The sequence below is a fragment of the Vibrio splendidus genome, assembly GCF_001557875.1.
Classification (GTDB): Bacteria; Pseudomonadota; Gammaproteobacteria; order Enterobacterales; family Vibrionaceae; genus Vibrio; species Vibrio splendidus_F.
The window spans coordinates 1,550,980-1,576,102 of the sequence record NZ_LNRF01000001.1 but is presented as its reverse complement, the minus strand read 5'-3'; the positions used below and the strand labels follow the sequence as shown (position 1 = coordinate 1,576,102).

Annotated in this window: 21 protein-coding genes; 9 read left to right on the top strand and 12 right to left on the bottom strand. The window is 44.4% G+C overall.

Annotated features, from left to right (window positions below; genetic code table 11):
• Positions 1–27 precede the first annotated feature (27 nt).
• Together yiaY and ATB74_RS24255 are read right to left on the bottom strand one after the other, a co-directional pair.
• Positions 28–1,176, bottom strand: coding sequence for an L-threonine dehydrogenase (gene yiaY, locus ATB74_RS06645; protein WP_048660391.1), 1,149 nt, complete (start codon positions 1,174–1,176; stop codon positions 28–30).
• A 261-nt stretch (positions 1,177–1,437) separates the two neighbouring features.
• Positions 1,438–1,590, bottom strand: coding sequence for a hypothetical protein (locus ATB74_RS24255; RefSeq protein WP_179946898.1), 153 nt, complete (start codon positions 1,588–1,590; stop codon positions 1,438–1,440).
• Between the two features lie 213 nt (positions 1,591–1,803).
• Between ATB74_RS24255 and yjjG the strand changes: the two genes are divergently transcribed.
• Positions 1,804–2,478, top strand: a complete 675-nt coding sequence (yjjG, locus tag ATB74_RS06640) for a pyrimidine 5'-nucleotidase (RefSeq protein ID WP_061017408.1) — start codon at positions 1,804–1,806, stop codon at positions 2,476–2,478.
• 76 nt (positions 2,479–2,554) lie between these two features.
• Positions 2,555–3,484: an aromatic amino acid DMT transporter YddG gene (gene yddG / locus ATB74_RS06635; protein WP_060981532.1), complete on the top strand. Its 930-nt coding sequence runs from the start codon at positions 2,555–2,557 to the stop codon at positions 3,482–3,484.
• Positions 3,485–3,523: 39 nt separating this feature from the next.
• Here yddG and ATB74_RS06630 read toward each other — a convergent pair whose 3' ends face one another.
• Entirely contained in the window at positions 3,524–4,420 is an 897-nt protein-coding gene (locus tag ATB74_RS06630; protein WP_061017406.1) for a cation diffusion facilitator family transporter, read from the bottom strand.
• 329 nt (positions 4,421–4,749) lie between these two features.
• On the opposite strand from ATB74_RS06630, the gene ATB74_RS06625 reads away from it, so the two are divergent.
• On the top strand, positions 4,750–5,100 hold the full coding sequence (locus tag ATB74_RS06625) for a hypothetical protein (RefSeq protein WP_061017404.1): 351 nt from the start codon (positions 4,750–4,752) through the stop codon (positions 5,098–5,100).
• A gap of 34 nt (positions 5,101–5,134) precedes the next feature.
• Here the strand turns inward: ATB74_RS06625 and ATB74_RS06620 are convergent, their stop codons facing one another.
• A complete protein-coding gene (locus ATB74_RS06620; RefSeq protein WP_061017403.1) occupies positions 5,135–6,013 on the bottom strand; it encodes a LysR family transcriptional regulator in 879 nt (292 codons plus the stop codon).
• Between the two features lie 161 nt (positions 6,014–6,174).
• On the opposite strand from ATB74_RS06620, the gene ATB74_RS06615 reads away from it, so the two are divergent.
• From ATB74_RS06615 to ATB74_RS06605, 3 genes are all read left to right on the top strand, one after another.
• Positions 6,175–6,774, top strand: a complete 600-nt coding sequence (locus ATB74_RS06615; RefSeq protein ID WP_060981529.1) for a class I SAM-dependent DNA methyltransferase — start codon at positions 6,175–6,177, stop codon at positions 6,772–6,774.
• Between the two features lie 273 nt (positions 6,775–7,047).
• Positions 7,048–8,604: a YjjI family glycine radical enzyme gene (locus tag ATB74_RS06610; RefSeq protein WP_061017401.1), complete on the top strand. Its 1,557-nt coding sequence runs from the start codon at positions 7,048–7,050 to the stop codon at positions 8,602–8,604.
• A 47-nt stretch (positions 8,605–8,651) separates the two neighbouring features.
• Positions 8,652–9,566: a YjjW family glycine radical enzyme activase gene (locus ATB74_RS06605; protein ID WP_061017399.1), complete on the top strand. Its 915-nt coding sequence runs from the start codon at positions 8,652–8,654 to the stop codon at positions 9,564–9,566.
• A 40-nt stretch (positions 9,567–9,606) separates the two neighbouring features.
• Here the strand turns inward: ATB74_RS06605 and ATB74_RS06600 are convergent, their stop codons facing one another.
• The 5 genes from ATB74_RS06600 to yccS all read right to left on the bottom strand — a co-directional run bounded on the left by ATB74_RS06600 (position 9,607) and on the right by yccS (position 15,168).
• Entirely contained in the window at positions 9,607–10,527 is a 921-nt protein-coding gene (locus ATB74_RS06600; RefSeq protein ID WP_061017397.1) for a LysR family transcriptional regulator, read from the bottom strand.
• A gap of 75 nt (positions 10,528–10,602) precedes the next feature.
• Entirely contained in the window at positions 10,603–11,865 is a 1,263-nt protein-coding gene (locus tag ATB74_RS06595) for a hydroxymethylglutaryl-CoA reductase (protein ID WP_052880079.1), read from the bottom strand.
• Positions 11,866–12,026: 161 nt separating this feature from the next.
• On the bottom strand, positions 12,027–12,347 hold the full coding sequence (locus ATB74_RS06590) for a hypothetical protein (protein ID WP_060981525.1): 321 nt from the start codon (positions 12,345–12,347) through the stop codon (positions 12,027–12,029).
• A gap of 121 nt (positions 12,348–12,468) precedes the next feature.
• Positions 12,469–12,630, bottom strand: coding sequence for a hypothetical protein (locus tag ATB74_RS24250; protein WP_179946897.1), 162 nt, complete (start codon positions 12,628–12,630; stop codon positions 12,469–12,471).
• A gap of 354 nt (positions 12,631–12,984) precedes the next feature.
• The gene (gene yccS, locus ATB74_RS06585) at positions 12,985–15,168 is read right to left on the bottom strand and encodes a YccS family putative transporter (protein ID WP_061017395.1); all 2,184 of its coding nucleotides are present in this window, start codon (positions 15,166–15,168) and stop codon (positions 12,985–12,987) included.
• Positions 15,169–15,345: 177 nt separating this feature from the next.
• Here yccS and helD point away from each other — a divergent pair, with 177 nt between their 5' ends.
• On the top strand, positions 15,346–17,421 hold the full coding sequence (gene helD, locus ATB74_RS06580; protein ID WP_061017393.1) for a DNA helicase IV: 2,076 nt from the start codon (positions 15,346–15,348) through the stop codon (positions 17,419–17,421).
• A gap of 82 nt (positions 17,422–17,503) precedes the next feature.
• On the top strand, positions 17,504–17,854 hold the full coding sequence (locus ATB74_RS06575; protein WP_061017391.1) for a VOC family protein: 351 nt from the start codon (positions 17,504–17,506) through the stop codon (positions 17,852–17,854).
• A gap of 94 nt (positions 17,855–17,948) precedes the next feature.
• Here ATB74_RS06575 and ATB74_RS06570 read toward each other — a convergent pair whose 3' ends face one another.
• Positions 17,949–18,404, bottom strand: a complete 456-nt coding sequence (locus tag ATB74_RS06570) for a methylglyoxal synthase (RefSeq protein ID WP_052880060.1) — start codon at positions 18,402–18,404, stop codon at positions 17,949–17,951.
• 60 nt (positions 18,405–18,464) lie between these two features.
• Positions 18,465–19,493 (bottom strand): TMAO reductase system periplasmic protein TorT, encoded by a 1,029-nt coding sequence (gene torT, locus ATB74_RS06565; protein ID WP_060981521.1) that lies wholly within the window; start codon positions 19,491–19,493, stop codon positions 18,465–18,467.
• A 92-nt stretch (positions 19,494–19,585) separates the two neighbouring features.
• Here torT and torS point away from each other — a divergent pair, with 92 nt between their 5' ends.
• Positions 19,586–22,597, top strand: a complete 3,012-nt coding sequence (torS, locus tag ATB74_RS06560; protein ID WP_060981520.1) for a TMAO reductase system sensor histidine kinase/response regulator TorS — start codon at positions 19,586–19,588, stop codon at positions 22,595–22,597.
• Between the two features lie 167 nt (positions 22,598–22,764).
• Here torS and ATB74_RS06555 read toward each other — a convergent pair whose 3' ends face one another.
• Positions 22,765–25,119 carry a fatty acid cis/trans isomerase gene (locus ATB74_RS06555; protein ID WP_060981519.1) on the bottom strand — a complete coding sequence of 785 codons (2,355 nt, stop codon included), beginning with the start codon at positions 25,117–25,119 and terminating at the stop codon, positions 22,765–22,767.
• Positions 25,120–25,123 lie beyond the last annotated feature (4 nt).

The following is a 25,123-nucleotide window of genomic DNA, read 5'->3' as shown; positions in this document are numbered from 1 at the left end:
TTTTATCGATTTGTTTCAGAAACTAGATTACATTGCTGCTTCGAAGATCGCTGAGATCTCTTCGTGAGTTGCTTGTTTAGGGTTAGTGAAACCACAAGCATCTTTCAGTGCGTTGTCAGATAGAGTAGGGATGTCTTCGAGCTTAGCACCAAGCTGTGCGATACCCGTTGGGATGTTCACGTCGTTTGCAAGTTGAACAATCGCATTGATCGCCGCTTCTGCTCCTTGCTCTGCTGTCATGCCTTCCACATTCACGCCCATTGCTTTTGCAACATCACGAAGACGCTCAGGGCACACTTGTGCATTGTAGCGTTGAACGTGTGGTAGCAAGATAGCGTTACATACACCGTGTGGAAGGTCGTAGAAACCACCCAGTTGGTGCGCCATTGCATGAACGTAACCCAGTGACGCGTTGTTGAACGCCATGCCAGCCATGAATTGTGCGTAAGCCATTTGCTCACGAGCTTCAATGTCTTCGCCGTGTGCCACTGCAGTTCTTAGGTGCGCTTGTACAAGTTCAATCGCTTTAATCGCTACAGCATCTGTGATTGGTGTTGCTGCGATAGAAACGTAAGCCTCGATGGCGTGGGTTAGCGCATCCATACCGGTTGCAGCAGTTAGTGACGCAGGCTTAGCAAGCATCAACTCAGGATCGTTTACTGAGATAAGCGGTGTAGTGTGCTTATCAACGATAGCCATCTTAATGTGACGTTCCTCATCAGTGATGATGCAGAAACGTGTCATTTCTGATGCTGTACCAGCTGTAGTGTTGATAGCGATAAGAGGCATCATTGGCTTTTCAGATTGGTCTACGCCTTCGTAGTCTGCAATCTTGCCGCCGTTAGAAGCAACCAGAGCGATGCCTTTTGCACAGTCGTGTGGAGAACCGCCACCTAGAGAAACAACGAAATCACAATCGTTGTCAGTCAGCAATTCTAGACCATCGTTCACGTTAGTGATGGTTGGGTTTGGTTGAGTGCCATCGAATACAACTGCGTCTACGCCGCGCTGGCTAAGAAGGTCTTGTACCTGCTTAACAACACCAATTTGATTCAAGATCTTATCAGTTACGATCAGACCTTTTTTAAAGCCTTGAGACTGAATGCTATCAGCAGCATCCTTCAGACAGCCAGTACCCATGAAGTTGATTGTAGGGATGTAAAATGCAGTAGACATTGGAAAAACTCCGTTAATTATGATTTTTAATTTCCTACATGTTGTCGGCATTCAAGTGGTCGACCATTGATCTGGAACAACTTTGAATTCGAACTACTACTTTGTGATTAGTCGTTGTGATAGGGCTCATATAGCAATCGTTTTCATGGTTTTTGGCTGTGTTGATTGTCAGTAATAGATCGCGATAAATCGACTAAATTAGAGACAGTATGGTGCTCTATAACAATGAAAAATAAGGTTTTTCATTGAAAACTCCTCTAGTTAGGCTGGTGTCGACGTTTTATCTGAGTCATCACTGCATTCAATTTCAGGCTCTTGTGGCTCTTCAGAATCAAGCGTGTCTTCTGACTCCTCGTCATAGTATTTGACAAGAAAAGGGGTAAGCATGACAGACGATGGTAAAAAGTGCTTCATAGTACCTCCCGGTACCTAAGTGTATTTATTGTATGGTATTGGTTTAATATGTGGCAAAATTTGCGATACATCATGACTTGTGGCTTGTTTTCTATAAATTATTAGAACTATATTCAGGCTCACAAAATTGGTAGTAGAATGAACATCTGGCCTTTGAGCCAATGAACAACTAAAGATAAACACAGCTCAACAGCGCGATTAATAGGAAATAAAATGAAGTACGACTGGATATTCTTTGATGCAGACGAAACCTTGTTCCATTTTGATGCTTATCAGGGAATGAAGCTGATGTTTTCTCGTTTTGGTGTGGACTTCAGCGAACAGGATTATTCGGCTTATCAAAAGGTTAACTTGCCACTTTGGGTCGATTACCAAGATGGCCGCATTACCGCAGACCAATTAAAGCACACTCGCTTCGAAAGCTGGGCTGAGAAATTAGAGACAACAACCGCAGCTTTAAACAGTGCATTCTTAACAGCGATGGCGGATATCTGCTCTTTATTACCGGGTGCACAAGAGTTGATGGAGTCTTTAAAAGGCAAAGTGAACATGGGCATCATTACTAACGGTTTCACCGAGCTGCAATCTATCCGTTTAGAACGCACTGGAATGACGGGTTACTTTGATCACGTGATTATTTCTGAAGAGGTTGGGGTAGCCAAACCGGATGCACAAATTTTTGAATATGCCCATAAGCTGATCGGGTTACCATCTAAGCAACGAGTATTGATGGTCGGGGATAACCCACATTCAGATATTCTAGGCGGACTCGATTTTGGCATCGAAACTTGTTGGTTAAACAGCCAAGAAAAGGCAACGCCAGCGGGTATTAATCCTCATTATCAAGTGAAGTCTTTGGCTGACTTACAAGCACTTTTGCTGGCATAGCTGATGGCTAATGGCCTGAGCTCATAATGAAAAACCAGTAACTTATAATTAATTAAAAATAGATAAAGGAAAAGGCGTGCTGAAAACTCATCGCTATAGCTGTTACGGTATTGTGGCTATTTTACTATGGAGTTGCTTGATTGCTCTGTCTCGTAGTGTCTCAGAACAGCTAGGTCCAATTGGTGGCGCAGCCAGTCTTTACACGGTGAGTTCGCTGTTGTTGGTCTGTGTTATGGGGCTACCAAAACTGTCACGCTTTTCTAAGTCTTATTTGCTGATCGGCGGTGCCTTGTTCGTTTGTTATGAAATTTTCTTGGCTCTGGCTTTGGGAATGGCTAACAGCCGACATCAAGCGATAGAGATGGCTGTAATCAACTATCTATGGCCAGCACTGACAGTGTTATTTGCAGTGCTGCTTAGCGATAAAAAGATTAACTGGTTGGTTTATCCAAGTATCTTTTTGGCATTCTTTGGTGTGGCTTGGAGCATAAGCGGTGACCAAGGCCTATCTGTTGAACAAATTGCAGCCAACATTGCGACCAACCCTAAAACCTATTCTATGGCGTTTTTCGGTGCGATTATTTGGGCTGTTTACTGCAACTACACCCAGCGTGTCGCGAAAGGGCAGAATGCGATTGTGCTTTTCTTTATCGCTACGGCGATCACTCTGTGGATCAAGTACGCATTGAGTGATGAAACCGGCATGGTGATGACAACGAGTGCGGCGATTGACCTAGCGTTAGCTGGCGCTTGTATGGGCGCAGGCTATGCACTTTGGAATACTGCGATTCTTGGTGGCAACATGGTGTTTCTTGCGACCATGTCGTACTTTACGCCAATTTTCGCGACCTTACTCTCTTCGGTGATTTTGGGCTTGTCATTGACCATGACGTTTTGGCAGGGCGTATGTATGGTAACTGTTGGCTCACTGGCTTGCTGGTGGGTAACAAGAGAAAAGCCGACGGCAAAGGCGTCGGCTTCTAAAAAGGTTCAATCTCAGTTTTAATTTGCGCTAGTGTGCCAGCGTCATTTGCTAGGTGAAATCTTAGCTCGCGACATTGAGGTTTAGTTGAAGCTCATAAGGCATTTTAGATAGGCGTCGCTTCAGTTGGCGGCGCGTTCGTTCAATATCATCAACCGCAATGGCTTGTTGGTCGTTGGTATGAATATCAACGTTGATTCTTAGCTCAGGACCAACCTTAGTCACGCCCATTAGCTCTAAATCTTGATCCGCTTCTTTGTCTACCGCGACAACGTTCTTATCCACTGCATCACAAATATCTTTGGTCGCCGACATCATAAGTAGTTCGCGCATTGCTTCACGTAACATGTCGAAAGGTACTTTGATGAAGTAGAAAGACATTAGTAACATCATCATAGGGTCTGCATACACTGCGTAAGCCGCAAGAGGTGAAAACGTCATTGACCATGCTACTAAGAAACCAGCGGTTACCGCTACACTCAATAGTGTATCCATCTGCCATTGTTTAGACTCAGCCTGAACCAGCCCTGAAGACATACGTTTGCTCTTATTCGCGATGTACCACCAAGCGTAACCACAACCCAACACGTTGACAATACCAAACAGAGTTGCAATAGAGGCATCAACTTCACGACCACCCGTCATCAGGGCGCCAATTGCAGAGTACAGTGAATAACCAACCACAAGCAGAATCACAACGGCTTTAATCGCAATAACAATTGGTTCAATGATTGCTCGACCAAATGGGAACTCAGTGTCTGATGGGCGATTAATGTATTTCGAGGCAGCTAGTGACAATAAAGTTAACAGTAAGCTGATAAGAGAATAGACACCGTCAAATACTATGACCAGAGAGCCAACGATAAGACCCAACACCAATCCGCCAACTGCGAAGCCTGATGCTAAAAGGGCTGAGAACAATAGTACTCGGTTTTCGTTTTGGCTTTTCCTGTCACACATAATATTTTCCAGATGTTTTTGATAACTTCATTGTTCTAATATTGAGCTAACTTTACAAACTTTATCTGATGATGATTATATTTCTTATTTGGATAATACATATAAATATATTAAATTCAGTGGCTTAAGGCTATGTTGCGGTGTCAGTAAAGATGACGCTGAGTGTTTTTTGGGGATGATGTGCAACTAAAATAGGATCGTTTATGATTAATAAAACACATTAGTCGCTAAGGTCTTATTGGTCTTCTAGATTGAACTGCGACTGCGACTGCGACTGCGACTGCGACTGCGACTGCGACTGCGATGGACTGGACAAGGAGTGAATCAATATGAAGTTTGACGATATCAGTGATAAAGAACTATGGGTGATTGCTAACCCGATCATGGATAACCTGATGGACGGTTCAACTAAGGTTGATCATGAACAGCACTGCCGAGACTTTACTCAAAGGATGAAAGACATCGTTACGCCAGAATATTTAGAAAAGGTGTGTCACCATTATCAGCACAGTAATGGCTTTTTTGCTGAACGGGAGCAAGTTGCGCTATTCAGACGCTCAGATTCCATCGCCTTTGTATGGAAACAAGCGTACACCATTGCAAAAGGCGAGTTTGTAGCCGAAATGGTGTTGGTTGAAGAAGACGGGCGTTACTTGGTTGATCACGTGATGGTTTTCTAGAGCAAGACTTAGGTATGGAGTAAAAGTCGTCTGTCTAGAAATCAAACAAGTAATCACTAAGCTGGTCGGCTAACCAATTCATTCCAGGGTGCTCTGCCATGCCCGCTGCAGTGAACATACAGTAGTCTTCTTGCGTTAAGCCGTAGGTGTGTTTGATCACGGCTAGCTCTTGTTCACGCAATAAATGGCGAATCAATGGCTCTGGCATTACGCCCCACGCCTCTTCACGTAAAATTGTATCCAGCATAAAGTCGAAGCTAGAGAAGCCGATGTAACGGCGAGAGAATGGCTCAAGCTCAGGGTTGTCCTTTTCATTGAGATAAACCATGGTAGCTTGCATCGAATTTCTCAGTATTTCATCAGAAACGCGTCGCATCGCGCTAAGATCATGCCCTTTTTTGCACACAGACATCATTCGAATCTTACCAAGAGGGTTGTAGATAATTCTAGGGTCATCGACACGTTCATAATCTACACCAAATGCAAAATCGACTTGCTGAGTTTCGACCAGGTTGGCTAAGTCACCACTAGATGCGAGAACAAAATTGAATGAGGTAGAAGGGTACTTGTTATTTAAGGCGTGAGATAAGTCCTGCCACATATCATCGGGTAATGAGTCGTCGCGTGCAATCCATATCTCGGCGTTGAATTCGCCCGAAACATGCAAGCAGGTTTGCTTAATACGAGCAGCAGTCACCAATAGGCCTTCGCAATCCTTGTAAATCGCTTTGCCTGCTTCAGAAAGTTCAACGTGGTTTCCGCTACGTACAAACAACTCGACATCTAACTCTTTTTCCAAGGCTTTAATCGACATGCTGAGTTTGGTTCGGTTGCATTCTAACTGACGTGCGGCTTCAGAAACTGATCCTAAATCAGCAACGGAACAAAAGGCTTGGACTTGAGAAAGGTTCATTTCATTTCCATATTAAGCGGGGGTTGGTGCATATTATCTGAATATTGTGCTGACTATCTTAGAAATAGTCCATCTTTGCATGATAACTCTATGACGAATTGGCTAATTTGGTTTACTCTGTGGGGGTTCCGAACCTACAAGAAGTAAAGATGGAGGCCATGATGGCGAAACAATGGGACGAGTACGCCGTTGATTGGGATAAAGATCCCGCGACCGCAGTATTCGCACAGTCCGTATTTGACCAGTTAACACAGCTCGTTGATTTAAACGGAACCCGTGTCCTTGATTTTGGTTGTGGTACAGGACTACTCAGCCAGAAAATATCTCCTTTAGCAAAAGAGATCATCGCACTTGATATCTCCGAAGGGATGATTGAAGAGTTAGATAAGAAAGAGCTACCTAACGTTGAACCGGTTGTTGATATTTTATCGCGCGGACTTGCAGCGCAGCATCCAGCATTCAGAAATCAGTTTGATCTAGTGGTAGCTTCTTCGGTGTGTGGTTTTATCCCTAATCTACAAGACACAGTCAGTCTTATTTACACGTTGCTTGAAAATGACGGCACGTTTGTACACTGGGATTGGTACTTAGAAAACGATAGTGAAGACTATGGCGTAAGCCGACAGCGCTCAGAGAATGTATTGAGTGCAGCGGGCTTTGCAGTGGTTGAAGTCTCTACACCGTTCTCGATTGACACTCCACAAGGAGCGTTAAAGGTGTTGATGGGTGTTGGACGCAAGCAAGCGCTTCCTCACCTGTAATCGTTCGTAGCTTGAGTTAGCATTTAAAATACTAAACCCACATTAACGGCTTTAAGGTCAGTTATGTGGGTTTTGTCTTTTAGGGCGGTATGCTTTCCACTAATGCTAAATCTCTATTAACTCTTCTTGTCCTTTATTGTTTATCTTTCGTGTATATCCCGTACTAACCATAATATATTTCCATTTTGGAAATATATCCTTGCATACATTTCACTAGTGGAAATTTAATGGCCAGATATAGAATAAGCCCATAACAATATTAAGGGTTTAATCATGAGCCACCAATCTGCTTCTCCACAACTTTCAGAGCAACAACAACGCTTTAGCAATATCATTTCAGATGCCAACCTGTCACCAAAACAGAAGTCGAGCTATCTTGCCTTAGAAGCTGAAGCCAGCCTGCCGTATATGTCGGTAAGCAATGAAGTAGAGCAAGCCTTACAACAAGGTGTGCTGTGTGACATGTTCGAAGGCCATGCACCATTTAAGCCGCGCTATGTGCTTCCCGATTATTCTAAATACTTACATCAAGGCTCAAAGTATTTAGAGCTTAGCGCGGCAACTAATTTCGACGAAGCATTGAACATGCTGACCATCCTTTATCATCACGTGCCATCCGTAACATCAATTCCGGTTTACTTAGGTCAACTGGACGATGTGTTGATGCCTTTCGTTGACGACTTAACGGAAGAGCAGGTTTATCAAAAGCTTAAGCTGTTCTGGATTATGTTGGATCGCACGTTGCCAGATGCGTTTATGCATGTGAATATCGGGCCAACAGACAATGTTATCTGCCGTACTATTTTACGTGTCGATGCTGAACTCAAGCAGATTGCCCCTAACTTGACCTTTATGTATGACCCAGCCGTGACGCCTGATGATCTGCTTCGTCATGCGGCGAGCAACATCTGTGAATGCAGTAAGCCACACATTGCCAATTATCCTGCACACGCCGCTGCTTACGGAGATAAGCGTTTTGGCATCGTGAGTTGCTACAACTCTTTGCCTCTGGCGGGTGGTTCAAACACGCTAGTACGTATGAACCTGAAGCAGGTAGCTCTGAAATCTGAGGACAGCGTAGACTTCTTACAACAAGTTCTACCTAACTACAGCAGCATTATGATCGAATTGATGAATGCGCGTAGCCGATTTTTACATGAAGAATCTAACTTTTTTGAGGGTTTCTTAACCCAAGAAGGCTTGATTGAAGAAGACCGTTTTGCGCCAATGTTCGGCATCTACGGTATGGCTGAAGCCGTGAACATTTTGATGGAGAAAGAAGGCCAAGCAGGGCGCTATGGTCACGATGAACAGGCTAATCAGCTTGGCCATCGTATCTCTGAAAAGCTGGCTGAGATCGTTGAAAGCTCTGAAGTGAAGTATGGGTTAGAAGGTAAAGCTCTGCTGCATGCTCAAGGCGGTATTAGCTTAGATGAAGATGTGACGCCGGGTGTTCGTATTCCTTATGGTACCGAACCGGATCCAGTCTCTTACGTTCGTGCTACCGCTGGTCACCATAAGTTTTACACCTCGGGTATCAGTGACATTCTGACCATCGACGAAACAGTGAAATCTAACCCTGAAGCGATGTTCAACTTGTGTAAAGGTGCGATTCAAGCGGGTTACCGTGAGTTCACGGCTAACGTGGCATCAAACGATTTGGTTCGTGTGACGGGTTACATGATTAAGCTGTCTGACATTGCAAAATACGACGAGCAAGGCTCACGTACCAATACCACCTTCTTAGGTGCTGAAGCTGCGAAGAACACGGGCATACTAGAGCGTAAACCACGCGTGGCGAGCTTAGAGATGTCGCCGACATACGAATAGCTTTAACGCGCGTGTGTGACGTGTTTCGAATACAAACGATGTGAATTATGAAAATTTCTGATCTAACAACTCAAGTGGCTAGGGTTAAAAATAATAAGACAGAAAAACAAGCGAAGGTCAGCCGTGTGCTGACCTTTTCTTGTGTTGATGGCCCGGGAAACCGCTTAGTACTGTTTTTTCAGGGCTGCAACTTTGACTGTATTACTTGCCACAACCCACACACAATCAATCACTGTAACCATTGTGGTGACTGCGTTAGCGACTGTCCGAGCAGTGCTCTGAGTTTCATTGATGGCAAAGTTAAGTGGGACCCAGCAGCTTGCACTAACTGCGATCAGTGCATTGATATCTGCGACCATAAGTCGAGCCCGAAAATTACCACAATGACGGTCTCAGAGGTGCTTGAACTCGTCAGACATAATCAATTTTTCTTAAGTGGCATTACCGTTTCTGGCGGTGAAGCGACCATGCAGTTGCCGTTTATCATCGAACTGTTTCAAGCGATTAAATGTGATCCGCAGTTAGCGCATCTCACGTGCTTTATTGATAGTAATGGCTCGTTACCAAAGCAAGGCTGGGATAAGGTTCTGCCTTATCTTGATGGCGCGATGATTGACCTAAAATCATGGCAATCGGAAACACATCAATGGTTAGTGGGCAGAGGCAACCATCGAGTATTTGAGACTATCAATTACTTAGCTGATAAAGGGAGGTTACACGAAGTTAGGTTGCTGCATATTCCAAATAGAAGCGACCTTGAGGACGAAATTGAACAAGTGGGGCATTACTTGAAGGCGCTACCAAGTGATGTTCTAATTCGACTGAATGCATTTCAACATCATGGTGTGATTGGCGAAGCGTTAGATTGGCCGAAATGCACCGAAAAACAGATGCAGAGCTTTCACGACAAGCTCTACGCGATTGTTCAAAGGCCTATGCAAACGCCAGAGGTTTATACCTAATATCTTTAGATAATCAATTATGAAAAGATTTAGGTTTCTACTAAGAGCATTCAGCTTCTAAAAACAGGTCACACAACCATTTTATCGCTTGATCATTCATGTTCGGCTTGTTCCACACTAAGCTATAAGCCACTTTACCGTAATCAAAGGGAAGTGGCTTGCTCACTAAACCGTGCGCTTGTTTTGCATGTTCAGCCCACTGTTTAGAGCAGGTGAATAGAAAAGGGGTGTGATGACACAACACTGCCGCTGCGCCGAAGTCCGCTACCGATATTGCCATCTCTCTTGGCTTATGACATTGAACCAAGTTTTGCTCAAAATAAGGCTGAGACAGTTCGTTATCTAAAATTCCAATGTGCTTGTAATCTAAGTAGCCTTCAATCGTCAGTTCTTGCTGAGCAAGAGGGTGGTGTGCACCCATTAAACAAACCATCTCATCTGGAAGAATCGTCTCCCAAACCAGCTCTTTGTTATCGGTCGGCGGTTGAGATATATCATGGGGTAATAAGATCAAGTTGACCTTGCCGCTGAGCAAAGCATCGAAGCCGAGCTGTTGCTTTGAATAGATGTTGAGTTTGGCTTTTGGCGCGAGTTTAGTGGTGATATTGCTTATCTTAGACGCGAACACCTCGAAGGTACTTTCACGCATCGAAAGTGAAAAGCTGCCTTGATACTCATCAGGAGCAAAGCTCTTCTGATGAAGCAATCCATTCATACTAGAAAGGATTGCGTGAACCGTTGGAGCGACTTGCAGTGCAAAGGGTGTTGGGATGAGCTTAGTACCATCTCGATAGAACAGCTCATCGTTAAGGATCTCACGAAGCTGAGATAGAGTCTTGCTCACACTTGAAGGACTGACACAGAGCTGCTCAGAGGTTTGAGTCACGCTATGGGTGTTCAGCATAATATGCAGCGCAGTGAGGTGCTTAAGGCTCACCCTCGATAAGTGTAAGTAATCCATTTATGACTCACGCATTGAGATTGGCTTGTGATTTTGCATGAACGACAAAACCGAACAAGCCAAATTGGATAAAGGTTATTTACGAGCTAGTTTATGGTGCGCTCGTGAAAAGTGGCCTGCGCAAAATGCACCGACAATCGATAGCTCACCCGCCAAACACAGTGCAGCACAAACTTCAGCGAGAGCTTGTGATTTACCGTTGCCATGCAGCCCAAGTAAATCTAAACAGGCTTTTTGACTTGGTAAGCCGGTACCACCGCCGACAGTCCCTACCATTAAGTTAGGCAGTGTCACGCTAGCGTATAAACCGCCTTCTTTGTTGAGTTCCATACGCGTCATACCAATCGCTGACTCAGCGACACAGGCCGCGTCTTGGCCGCAAGCAATGTAAAGTGCCGCCAGCGCATTCGCATAATGGGCATTGATACCGATAGTACCACTCAAAGCGCCACCGACTGTGGTCATCTGACCAAATTGGACCATCTTCTCTGGCGTCGTATGTAGGTATTTCGCGACAAGCTCTGCAGGAATATTCACTTCTGCAGTTACCTTTTTACCACGAACGCTGCGCAAGGTTTGGGTATTGGCTTTCTTATCGCCTGACAAGTTGCCATCAAGGAAAGCATGGTCGGGCTTCACTGGAGTATTTTCTATGATGTACTCAAATACAGCATTGGTGGCAATGGTCACCATGTTCTGACCAGAAGCGTCTCCGGTTAGAAATTCAAACACCAAGTAAACGTGGTTACCTTCGATGTTGATGTTGATGTCGGTAAGTTTGCCGTGCGAAGTTGTCGATTCTGCCAAGATCTTGAACTGGTCATACTGGGTAACGGCCCAAGCCACAAACTGTCCGGCTTCAACTAAGCCTTGGAATGCAAACCCTGGAGTGCGTGTTACCCCTTCATTGAGTAACATTGCACTTGCACCACCACATGCGGTGATCAGTTTTGAGCCGCGGTTATAAGATGCGACAAGCGCTGCTTCGGTGGTTGCAAGTGGTACGAGGTAATCACCCGTAGCAAACAGGCCATTAACTCTTAGTGGGCCAGATACACCCACAGGGACTTTAACCGTGCCAATAAAGTGCTCAATGTTTTTCTCATAAGCTTGGATCTGGCTTTGTGTATGACGGTCGAGCAGTTCTTGCTGTGAATCTGCATTATCGAGAGCTGTCCAACGACGTGTGAGGTTCTTTTCTGTCAGGTAGGGGCTAGGTGTCAGCTTATTTGCTGGCTTTTCAAAATGAGGTTGAAGCTTTTTTTCTAATTCGTCTGCGGAGATGTCGCCTCCTAAAATAGAAACATAGTCACGGCGATGCAGATTTAGTTTTGGCATAAATAGTATGAAGTAAAGTTTGTGCAGCAAATTGGTTTGCGCTGATTCTACCGAGTAATAAACCAGAAACAAGCGCCTGATATAATGAGTTACAGTTTGTGTGGTTGTTGAAGCAAAAAGTAGCGAAGTTTCACTAAATATAGGCTGTATTTGAGCGAAATTTAGATATGAATGTCGAGAAGGCTACCGATAGCTTCGTTTTGACGATCAACCACACTCGCACCAATGCGGTTATAACTTGCGCTTTGTGTCAGTTTTATCAAGGCATCAGTTGAGGATGAAGTAGGCTCAGGTTCTTTGTCTTTAAACGAAATGGATTGCTCTGGCTCTATTTGATTAAAGCTGAAATCGCTAGTTTGGAAAGCGTCGTCGGATTCTAAGGAGTGTTTAGAGGCTTGATTAAGCTCGATTGCGGCTTCTTCAGCCATGTTGGTTGACTGCTGAATAATGGCGTAACCAGATTGAATACCAGATATCGACATAACAGAACCTTTTATTGACGTATGAAATGAGTCTAGGCGGACGATATTTTGAGCGCAATGATGAACAGATGAAATTTACGGTGAAAATGTGAACTTAAGCTAAAATAGTGATGTCTGTCTATTAACTGAACAGGTCATTTAGTGCGTTTAACTCTTCATCAGTTAGCACAGAAGGTTGGTCTGTTTCAAGATTACCGTCGATCTCGCCTTGAAGCGCTTTCAATTGCTGTGGACTAAGAAGCTGTATTTGCTGCTTAAATGCTTCAAATTGCTGTGTATTCATATTGTGACCTTAGTTCAAATCCATATGCTCTATAGAGCATAGCCTACTGATACAGGAAATCAAACAAGATTAAGTGAATATTAAATGATGTTTGAAGTTTCCTAAAACTAAGACAACTATAAATTCCTGTGGTTGTTTTTTGTCCGAGAAATGTTAGGCAAAGTTATGGCTTGGTCAATCAAAGTCAGAAGATTTTTATAATGTAAAATCTCTTTAACCCTTATGGAGTAAGGCTAAGCAAGTAGTTGCTCTATCAAGATTGGGGTTTCGATAGAGCAATATATAAAAACATCTAGCGATTAAAAGGTGAGCAGATTCTCTATCTTTTTGTTTTTACAGTATTTTGTTTGTTGCTCAAGAAGTTTCTGTTTCAAACGGTTTATCGATCTTAACCTTGACTGCAAACTTGGTCGCTAAGGTATGCAGTTCTGGAAGCATTCGATAAATCAAATGGAGCTGCTGTAGAACCATTCTGACAGAACTCTCATCTTCTTCACGCCATTCACTCAAACGTTTATCCAGTTCAGGGTCATAAGCGTTTTTCACTTCACACTGTTCTTGATGAGAGTAGAGCTGATCATTTAGAGCATCTAGGTGCTCGTGTATTACTCTGTGTGCATCAAGAACTAGCTTATGCGTGGCTTCGTCATCGATACGCGTTCTGTGTGCTCCCAAAGCTGAGATATAGCTAAGTAGGGCATGATTGAGTGTTAGGAATCGGAAGCTCTCATCTTCAGAGGTACGGTACTTGCCCGGCTCAACCAACATGCTACTGATAGCGGCAGTCAGGTTTGCATCGTTATTGTGTGCACTACGACGAGCGATACGATAGTTGAGGCTGTCTTTCTTGCCTACGCGGTATTGGCCAATGATCTGAGCGAGATAATTTTTATTGGAATCGAGCGCATCCGCCATTACTTTGTGTAGTCGCTTCGATTGCCAATCCGGCAATACATAAATGACAGCAAGTACGGCGAGGGCACAGCCAATAAAGGTATCCGCTAGTCTTGGTAGAACGACTGCGTATCCTTCTCCTAACTGATTAAAGCAGAAGAGCACAAGCAGTGTGATAAAACCGGTCGCGAAGCCGTAGTTATTGATTCTGAACGCAAAGAACATCACGCCACTGATCACAATGAACACCAACTGGCTCTCTTGGGAAGGGAAGAAAGTCAGTAGCGGTACGCCAATCAATAGGCCTGCAACCGTGCCTATAACACGGGCAGTTAGCTTTTGGCGGGTGGCGCTATAGTTAGGTTGGCAAACAAACAGTGTTGTTAGCAGGATCCAATAACCACGCTCAATATTAAACCCTTGGATGATTCCGTAGCCGAGTGTCAGTGTGATCGCCATACGAATCGCATGACGAAACAGCATGGAGTCGGTATGCAGGTTGGCTTTGATTTTATGCCACATTGCCGTCAACGTGTGTGGGTTTGTGTCGTCTAATACACCTTCTTCAATCTTCTCTGCATCTGGGTTACTGATATTTGAGAGCTGTTTTTCAACCGTTGCCAGGTTATTGAATAAGTAATCCAATTGGTTTAACAGCGATTTCCACTCGGGCTTGTTCTGTTGGTGTAGATGGTTAAGTGAAGACATAAGCTCATCAAGTGCCAGTACAGATTTATCACCATGTTGGTATTCCGCACCAACCTTTAATGAGCTCGCCACTTCTTTACAGGCTGTGGCTTGGGCTTCGAGTAGGTATTTAAAACGGAACAACACGTCAGAGCGTTCAAAGTGTTTTGCCAGCTCTTGATAGCGATAATGGCTTGAGCTTACGCGTTCATGAATATCTTGTGCGATGAAATAAGTATTTAGGAATCGGTCACTTGGTCCATCAATGTGCCCGCGTTTAGAGCGATTAAGCAGCGTCGCTTTACACATGTTGAGTGCGTTAACAGTACTAGCGTTGAGCTTGGCTTCAATGATTCGGTGTGGTTGAGGAATTAAATCTGAAACGGGATAAAAGAGTTCCGCTTTTGAATCAATGTAATTGCCGATTTGATCAAATACCGTAGCTAGGTTTTGCTGCACGGGCTGCATTGGCCATACTATCTGCCAAATCATCGACATGAAGTAGTACCAAGCGGCGCCAGTTAACAGTAAAAGTGGTTGAAACCAAAGGTTGGTGCTCTCGTGGGCACCGAGCATGGTATAGATAGCAACTAAGAGAGAACCAAACGCGATACTCGCGTATTTAGGGCCGATTGCACCGAGTATGATAAAAGAGAAGGTTGAAACGAAAAGCCCTAACGCGAATAACCAAGGCGTATCGAAGAGAATCTCGATAGAGAAAGCCGCAACGGCGAAACAGATAAAGGTCAGTGTGAGTGCTTTTAAACGGCCAGTAAAGCTGTCATCACTTTCAGCAAGAGCCGCAGCAATAACACCTAAAATCAAAGGAGTGATCAGTGTGTTTTGTTCATAATACCAAGCAGGAACCACAACACCGAGCAGAGTGATGAGAATTAATACGCTGTAATTTATGGTTTTGTTCGCCCAATAGAGGCGTAATTTGGCTGAGAAGTCCACAGTTGCTCGCTTGACACACTAAAAACCATAATCCTAACAGAAATCAAGCACAAGAATTTGATACTTATCCATAATTGCCCGTAGGTGGTCATGAATGCGTCGATAAGATGTGAGATATTATTAATTCTCATTGCATCATGATATAAATTCAATATTCCTAATTAAGAGCACACTCCAATGCAGCTAAGCGCTAACAAGACTGCACAATTTTTTATTCAAAATGAATATCATCAGGTTGAACTTGATGGCCCACGTTTGCTGTTATCTTCAGTAGGCAGTGAAGAGCGTATTCCGTTTACTATTTGGAGTGGCAAGATCGCGATCAAACGCGGATTGTTTTGGGGATCGCTGCAATTCTTTGCTAATCAACAAGATGGAAAACAGCGCAGTTGGTTAGTACAAGGCCTACCTTGGGATAAATGCCGTCAATTTGCACGTGCGTCAGTTGCCGCTTATCAAAAGTGGCATGACACCCAATGTGAACAATTGGCTGAACACGTTCCTCAATGGGAAGCTGAATTAACTCGTTTAGAGCAACTACCTGCGTTCCTACCGCATTCTAAGGTCAACACTTGGGTCGATATGGTCAACGCTGGTTTAGAAAGCATGACTATGACTCTGGATGAAGCCGCGCAGCGTATGCCAAACCGCATCGCGAGAATGCAGCCATGGTTGTCTGAAACGGAAATCAAGCAAGCTGAAAGAAACCAGCAATGGCTAGAGACCGAGCGAAAAAACTGGGAAGTGTTGTTTGCACAATGTGAATCGTCACCACTGAACTTATCACAGCAATATGCGGTGTTGATGAATGATGATCACAACCTTATTTTAGCAGGCGCAGGCTCGGGTAAAACCAGTGTTCTGACGGCTCGCGTCGCGTATTTACTGCAAAGCCATCAAGCTCAAGCTGAAGAGTTGTTATTACTTGCCTTTGGTCGAGAAGCAGCTGAAGAGATGAAGCAGCGCCTCGACAGTAAAATTGGTTTATCAGCAGAGAAGGTACAAGTCAGCACCTTCCACCAGTTGGGTTTAAAGATCCTCAATCAGGTAGAGCCCGAACGCGTGGTTATTTCTCCGCTAGCACTTGATGATAACCAACGCCAAGCGTGGTGTATTGATTGGTTGAAAAAGCACTGGATGACGCCGACTAACTTCAAACGTTGGCAGAAGCACTTGTCTAAATGGCCAATTGCTTACTTAACCGGTGATGATGAGCTAGGTAGTCATGTTTCAAACCTCAAGCTGATTGGTTGGCTTGAAAAGCAGCTTGAACAGTTGAATGCATCGGGTTTATCGAAGAAAGAAGTACAACAACAGCTGATTGATCACCGAGACTATACGCGCCTCAACAGCGAGCTTTCACTGTGTTGGCCATGTGTGACGGCTTGGCAAAAAGAACTGAAAGAACAGAATCATATCGACTTCTCAATCATGATCAGTCGAGCGACTCAGTATGTCGAGAAAGGCAAATTTATTTCTCCTTGGAAGTTCATCATGATCGATGAGTACCAAGATATCTCTCCAGATCGCCTTGCCTTGGTTGAAGCACTTTGTAATCAGTCGAAAGCTCAGCATCAAGCCTCTATTTTTGCGGTAGGCGATGACTGGCAGTCTATTTATCAGTTTGCGGGGGCGGATGTTGATTTGACCACCGGCTTTAAAGGTCGTTTTGAAAGCTCAACGATTCATCACCTAGATACCACTTACCGCTTTAACAATCAGTTAGGAGCGGTTGCCAATCGCTTTGTACAAGAAAATCCGATTCAGTTGCCGAAAGAACTGAACAGCTTCAAGCAACAGAAGCAGAAGGCGGTGTACAGTGCACCAAGTAAAGAAGTTGAGAAGATCTTGGATCAGATCAACCGTCAAGCGAAAGGCAAAACCAACAAGTCTGTGTTGTTACTTGGACGCAATCATTACCACAAACCAGAATTGCTGGAAGATTGGAAAAAAATATTTACCTCCATTGATATCAAATTCATGACTTGCCACGCGAGTAAAGGTAAAGAAGCGGACTTTGTGGTTATTCTTTGTGTTGACGAAGGACAGTTCCCTACGAAGAAGAAACAGTTGCATATTGATGGCGCATTGACCGAATCATCAGACGCGTTCCCTTATGCAGAAGAGCGTCGTTTGTTTTACGTAGCAATGACGCGAGCAAAAGAGAAAGTATGGATTACGCACAGTGGCGACGGTTCTGGTTTTGTACAAGAGCTGCATGGCTCTGATTACCCAGTGGTTCGTAAGAAGTAACCGCTTAGACTAGATGTCTACTAAGGGTTCAAGTTGCTTTCGCTGTATTTTATTCGCAGACATAAAGTAGAAGGACATACATATGGAACATGGCTCAATCAATTACATCGAATTTGCCGCGAAGGATATCGCGGCGACCAAGGCGTTTTTCAGCCAAGTGTTTGCTTGGAAGTTTGAAGATTATGGGCCTGAGTATACTGCTTTTGAAGGGAAAGGCTTAATGGGCGGCTTCTATTTAGCAGATCTGGCGTCGCATACGGATAATGGTGCAGCGTTGATGGTTTTCTATAGCCAAGATCTTGAGCAAACTGAGCGTGATGTGATTGATGCTGGTGGTCAGATAAACCGCGAGGTCTTTAGCTTTCCCGGTGGCAGACGTTTCCATTTTAGAGAGCCAAGTGGCAACGAAATGGCGGTGTGGAGCGACAAATAGCCTCTACTAAGAACTTCTATATTTAGATAAACAAAAGCCTGCGATTTAAGCAGGCTTTTTGGTCTGTTCAGTAGAGATAACATTTACCGTGCGATTACGTGCGCTCAGCTAGGTACGCTTCGTAGTCAGGGATCTCAATGATCACTTCTTCTTCAAGCAGTGAAGAGTTAAACAGAAAGTTTGCCGTAGCGCGGTTAGTCGCTACAGGAATGTTCCAAACACTTGCGATACGAAGCAGTGCTTTTACGTCCGGGTCGTGTGGAACAGCATTCAGTGGGTCCCAGAAGAAAATCAGCATATCGATTTTGCCTTCTGAAATAAGCGCACCAAGCTGTTGGTCACCACCCATAGGGCCGCTGATCATGCTCTTAATCGCTAAGCCTGTCTCTTTACTCAGTAGAGAACCCGTAGTGCCCGTTGCATAAAGGAAGTGTTTTTGTAGTTTTTCTTTGTTCTCTTTGACCCATCTTAGTAGCTCAGGTTTGAAGTGGTCATGAGCGACCAAAGCGATATTCTTATGCGTTGGCATAGTACGCGTCGTTTTTTGCATGAATGTTCCCTAAATTATTGTTTCGTTTTTATTGTTTTGAGTTCTTCAGCCAATATAGCACTATGGATTCACACTGAATACCGGTCGAAACTCAGAAGGTGACAATGAGTCGGCGATAATTTGATCTTTGAGTGTTGCCGGTGTTAGCGTTTCGATAGTTGGTGCGCTATGTTCTTCATAAGGTTGTCCGCGCAAGTAATTCGCGGCTTGTTTTACTGATAGGCGACCTTGCTCAACCATTTTATCTGTTGGCGCAAAAAGAACCTTGTTACGAAGTAAGCCACGGTAAGTTCCGTGACTTAAGTAACTCGAAACCAATCCAATTTCTTTGGTTTTACCTGCCGCTCTCAGCTCACTTATCGCGGCTTCAATAGCAACAGCGCTCCCAACAATATATTGAATATCCGGTTGCTCAATGACTTGCTGTACTAAGTTTCTTTGTAGTTCTTTATCGTTATCTGCCCAATAGCTGATCGCGATTTTGATATCGCTCGACTTGATAGCATCATAAAAGCCAAGTGCAACAGGCTTAGTGCCACCACTTGCTTGTGGGCCAAGTAACAGGGCGATAGGTGTTTCTCCTGATCCTTTAGGGTGTCTCTTCGACAAAAATTCTCCGACTTTGAATCCCATTTGATACCAATCGACTCCGACTGTGCCTTTCAATACCTTCTGTTGCTCTTCATTGATGGTTAACTCATTAACGGTCGCAAACACAGGGGTAGAGCCAACCCAATCTGTAAGGTTGTCGTGATAAGCATCAGGCGAAACTGTGCCTAAAATAATGGCATCGGCTCCCCATTGTGTGCAAAGCACCAGTTGTGAGGCCTGTTTGGCCACGTTAGGGTAACCACCAGCTTCCAAAACTCGGAGTTCGACTTGCTGCTTTGCTGCTTCTGAGACCATGCCGTAGTTGACAGATAACCAGTAAGAGTCTTTTAGGTGCGGATAAATGGCGCAAATTTTCTCTTTGTGTGATGTGGCCTCTGCGGGTTTGATTGGGCTTAAAGGCTCGCTAGCACTTGCAACAGTGGTCACTGAGGCCAGTAGTGAGAGAAGAATTTTTGAAGCGAAAGGTCTAGATAGCATGAATTGCCGTTTTATTGGTTTTAGATAAGAAACACTGCAAAATATAGCGTATTCTGCAGGGGTAAAGAAGAACGTTTTAAGGTTTAGAGTTTATGTTGTTAGCTTCAGCGAGTATTGGACGCAAGCTGCTGGCCTCATTCTTAGTGATGGCACTGTTGGTTCTATTGTCTGCATTGATCGGTGTTTCTGGTTTTAGCTTTGTAGCAAAAACGGAAAGAAACGTCGTTGATTCGGCGCTTCCTGCCATGATCGAAGCTCGCCAGGTTTCTGAGTTGAGTAATCGTATTATTTCATCGGTACAAACGCTTTCTAATGCGAGAAACGAGGCTGAGCGAAAAGAGGCTGGAACGGTATTGTTCGACCAACTTGAGTCGCTTCTTCAGCACATCAAAGAGCTTGGCGTCGACAGCTTCGATTCTCAACTCCTCAATAAACTCGAAAACAATGTCCAAAGTGTTATTAATACACTGGCTGAACTGGGTGTTTCGGTTGAACGTAAGCTTTGGTTAAGCAAAGAGCTGTCGTCTCGTGTTGAAGAGATGCGCCTACTTGCCGAAGAGCTAGAACAGCTGACGCGAACCCAAGTCTTGAACACGGCGACCATTGCAGTTGCTAACGTAACGCACATTTACGACCTGCTAGAAACCAAAGAAACGGATAAAGCCTACCAAGCCCTAGATGCGCTTGTTGAGGTTGACCTTGATTTGTCTGAACGCCTACACGAATTGCATTTGCTGGCGTTCAAAATGCTAAATCAAATTGAAGAAACACAGACCGTTACCAATGTTGAGCGTATTCATCAAATCCAATCTGAATTTGAATCCAACCTAAGAATCATGGCACGTCGTGTTAAAGCGGTCGAAGATCCTACTCGTTCAGCGCAGATGTCTCAGCTTCTTGAAGAGCTAAGAAAACGCCAAGTCGTGTTTGATATTTCGTTAGAACAATATGAGAACACCAAGAAGTCAGAGTTTCTGATGCAAAACACGCTGGAGTTGTTCTCTCAGCTGAATACAACGGTTAACCAACTGGTTGATGATTCAAACCGAAGCACCAAAGAAGCGGTTGACGAGTTGACTAGCACACTGAATCTGGCTCAATGGTCGCTGTCTGTGATTTCGGTTATTGGCTTGGTAATCGTCGCATTTATCGTGTGGCGAGTGGTGTATATCTCGGTTGTTAAACGTCTTACTGAATATTCATCGGCTTTGATGTCTATCGCACAAGGTCGCCTGAATATTGATATCTCGGTTAAGGGTAATGATGAGTTGGCTCATATGGGCGAGGCGATCATTACCGCCAGAAACACCGCGCAGGCACTGCAAGTGGTCGCGGTGGGCGAAGCAAAAGCGAAACGCGAGCTCGAAGAACACAAAGAGCATCTTGAAGAGTTGATTACTGATCGAACTTATCAACTGCAAAAAACCAATGAAAAGTTGAATATCGAGGTGGGCAATCACGCTAAAGCCCGCAACGCGGCAGAACAAGCAAGCCGAGCGAAATCCGCTTTCCTTGCGACGATGAGTCATGAAATACGAACGCCGATGAACGGTGTGTTAGGGACCGCAAGATTGCTCAAAGATACAGGGTTAGACCCTCTGCAATCAGGCTATGCTGACATCATTAACCGCAGCGGTAAGAACTTACTGGCGATTTTGAATGACGTGTTGGATTACTCCAAGATAGAAGCGGGGCATTTAGAGATACGCACGGCTTCCTTTGACCTTCATCAGATGGTTCAAGACACCTACCAGTTAATGGAAGGGCGAGCCGCCGAGAAGAAGCTAAATTTTGATTTTCAGATCGAAAGTGACGTGCAGCGTTATTGGCGAGGCGACGTAACACGAATCAGCCAAATCTTAAATAACTTGGTCGGCAATGCGATTAAGTTTACTGAAAGTGGTTCGGTCGATATCTTCATTAGCTTAGATGTCGAAGATGAAAATCGAGTGATGTTTGAAGTGTCTGATACGGGTGTCGGAATTGATGCAAGCGAGCAAGCTTGTCTGTTTGATGCTTTTACCCAAACCGATAGCGGTCGTAACAAAACGGGTGGTACTGGACTCGGGTTAGCGATCAGCAAAAGTATTATGCTGGCAATGAATGGTGATATTGGTGTTCATTCTGAAGAAGGCGAGGGAAGCCAGTTCTGGTTCTCACTGCCACTTGAAGCCGGTGAGATGATAGAAACGAAAGTACCGGTCATTGAGGCGTGTATTCGAGCGCAAGTACTTCTAATTGAAGACAATCCGGTGAACTGCATTGTTGCCGAAGGCTTTTTGAATAACTTAGGCCATGATGTTGTGATAGCGACAACCGGGCAAGAAGCGAGAGCCATATTCAGTGAACAAGAGTTTGATATTGCATTGGTAGACATTAACTTACCAGATTGCGATGGGGTTGAGTTAATTCAACAACTTAAAGATGATGCGCTCCAGCATGTGCAAAGTGCCAACCGCAAAGTTCCACCTATGATTGCAGTATCAGCTCACGTATTCAATGAGGAAGTCGAGAGCTATTTAGCATCAGGATTTGATGGTTTCCTACCTAAGCCACTTGAAAAAGAAGCACTTTCTCAGCTCATCGTTGCTCAACTTGATGGTAAAACACTATTGTTGCCACAGCCCGATCCAAATGATGCTGTTTGTAAGCAAAACGGTAACCGTATTATTACGAGCAACTATGATGAACTGCATTCGGCACAGGTGGCTGATGTTTTGGCAAAACATGCGACGACAACTGACGCTCAAGATGAAGGAGATGCTCCGGTGAAACTGATTGATTCAAAAGTGATCGAGGGTGACCTATCGATCCTTGGTTTAGAGAAAATGAAGCAAATCGTTGTGCTTTTCGAGGAGAGCAGCAACCTTACCTTGAATGAATTAGTTGAGGCGAGTGAAGCCGATAATGGACGAGAAGTGAAGTCTTTAGCGCACAAGCTCAAAGGATCTGCGGGTAGCTTGGGTTTATCAGCACTGTACAGTTTGTGTCAGAGCATTGAAGCAAGCGAAGATCCATTATTGCAGTATAGAGATAACGACCAAGCTTTGTCTGAATTGGTTAAAGGCTCGTTGGAAGCTCTTCTCCCTTATGTCTCTGCGTAATGGTATGAGCTTGTTTTAAGCAATACCTAAGCTGCACACCCAAAAAAATCCTCTGTACGAATATTCGTCAGAGGATTTTTTATACCGTGCAAGTTAGCCTTCCTTCAGAACGACTAGCCTTTCAAAACTAATCTCTCCCAAGAGCTAGAACCAAGGCTTATCACTTATTATCTATTTTCAAAGCGGTTGTAATCTAATAAACCAAACTCAATCGGTTGGTTTTGTTGATACCAACGGTGCACTCGATCACTGAACGGCCAGAATTCGCTAGAACTGCGTCGTACCGCAAACTTGTCTAGCATCGCCACGTAGTCCTCTTCTGTGTTTAAGTTTTGCAGCGTTTTAACCAGAGCAGGTATCTCGCTCTCGGTTAATGAAAGGTAAGCGGCAGGGTAGCTTCCCACAACGCCTCGTACGAGTGTTAAGTCGTCGTTGGCGTAATCACGGTTACCTTCTTCATTAAAAAGGCTAGAAATGTTGCTGTGGGCGTTATTGTGAATCATGGTGAACAGTTGCTCTTCGCCGTTTTCACCTTCAATCATGATCATCACTAACTGAGGAACATGACGTAGGCCCTCTCCCTTAATCAAATTCACTTGATTAAGCAGTGCTTCATTCTTTCTACCCAAACCGGTTTCGACAATATCAAAGCGATTATCAAGCACAGGTGCAAGCTTATCTTTGATCATATTAAGCAGTTCACGTTTAGGATCGGCCGTTTTGTAAACCACACTGGTTGGTTGTTCAAAAGGTGCAATATTACGCTGCAAGTAGTCGCTCAATTGTGTGCTTTGGTTTTTATACCAACTAGAGTGCTCAATATGTCGAACGTCTTTAGGAAGAAGGGTTAAGAAATTACTCTCACCTTCAAGGCGCAAGAAGTCCATGAACATGCGTGTAATCAGTTGGTGACCAAAGTTACCGTAAACATCGAAGCCTGCAACGAGAAGGTAATGAATACGTTCTAGAAGAGCGTAATCAAGAATCCACGCTGTCTTAGGTTGCGTGCCAACTAACCCTTGCACAACAGATGCGCTATCAAAATGTCTAAAGATGGTGAGGGCTGCATTTGGGTTGGCGCCATCGCCATCCCAAATGATGCCAGTGTCTAGGTTCACGCCACTTTCGAACCATTGATTAGTGAAGTCTGATTTCGCATTTAGGTATCGTGCTTGTTGCTTCGCGTATCTTACCCAGTTTGTGACAGGTACAGTGTTGCTCTTGAGCTCACTAGGTAGCTTTAAGTTTTTCTTTTGGCTCGCGTAGAAGGCATTTATTTCTGGTAAATCGGCTTTCTCGGGGTCGATGAAGAAAATCCAAAAGCGGTCGTTAATCACATTTAGGGCAAGTTGACCGCGGCACACTGGCCCCTTGATAAAGGCCATGATGGTGTTTTGAGCGTTGTCTAACATGAAGTGGAAGCGCGAGTTTACTGGCAGCGCTTCAAACGAAGTCATTGGGTTAGCAGAAACATCAATGTTGTAACTAGGAAGTTGTTTTACAGCGTAGTTAGCATCGACAAACCAGGTATTCCACTTTTGTAGTCGTTCTTTATTGAGTGCGAAAGGCATGTGCGTTTTGTCGACAATGGTGCCTTGCTCTGGAATTAGGCGGTAGTAAACACGGTCTACCTTTGGGTCGTCATAAGGGCGACGAGTTGTGATGCGTTGTACCGCTTCACCTGGAGGTGTTGCAGAGCGAACAAGGGTGAAGAAACGCGTTGGTTGTGCTAAATCAGAAAAATAGACGTGAGATAAAAACAGGTGCTCGTAGATGTAACGAGCTGAAAGTTGGCTCTTATTATCACTTTTATTTAAAAAGCTTTCGTAGACATTAACGAGCTCTTGTTCCGCATCATTCAGCGGAATGTGGTCGTTCATTAACGCGCCATTTTCCAACCAACTCATTAACGTCGCGTATTCTGTTTTATCTAAATTCGGCATCCCATAAGGCATCCCCCAAGTTGGGTAATCTCTCTCATATTGAGCATACTCTTCAATTGTTGGGCACTGTTGGTCGCGATCGGTTGAAAAATCGAAACCTTCAAGCTGTGTTTGATCGGGCAGAGGGTGATTCTCTTTCTGAATCAACATGCGAGAAACAAGGCCAGCATCTAGGTTCGCCGTTGAGTTCTGAATGCGCTCGTTGAGAACCGGATGAAAATCCGCATCGCGCCACTCTTGTGTGGTTAAAGCATCTTCAAATAAGCGAGTAGGGGCTGATGCAGTTAAGCGGGTGCCTTGATAAACGAGTGCTTTGCTCGCGCCTCGGTCTATGCCTTCTACTGAAGACATTTTGAGTTGGCAAGGAGCGTCATAACAAGCGTGACAAACCACGCAACGGTTATCAATGATAGGTTTTACTTCGTCAATGAAGTGCTGTGCTTGAGCCGAAAGAATAGGAGCTTGGCGATCGCGTACTTGTTGTTCGCCAAACAGTTCGTCGAAGTTTAAACCCGCGTAGACGGCACAACCTGAGAAGACACTAACAAAAGCTAAAATGAAGAGTTTTTTCAAATTCATACGT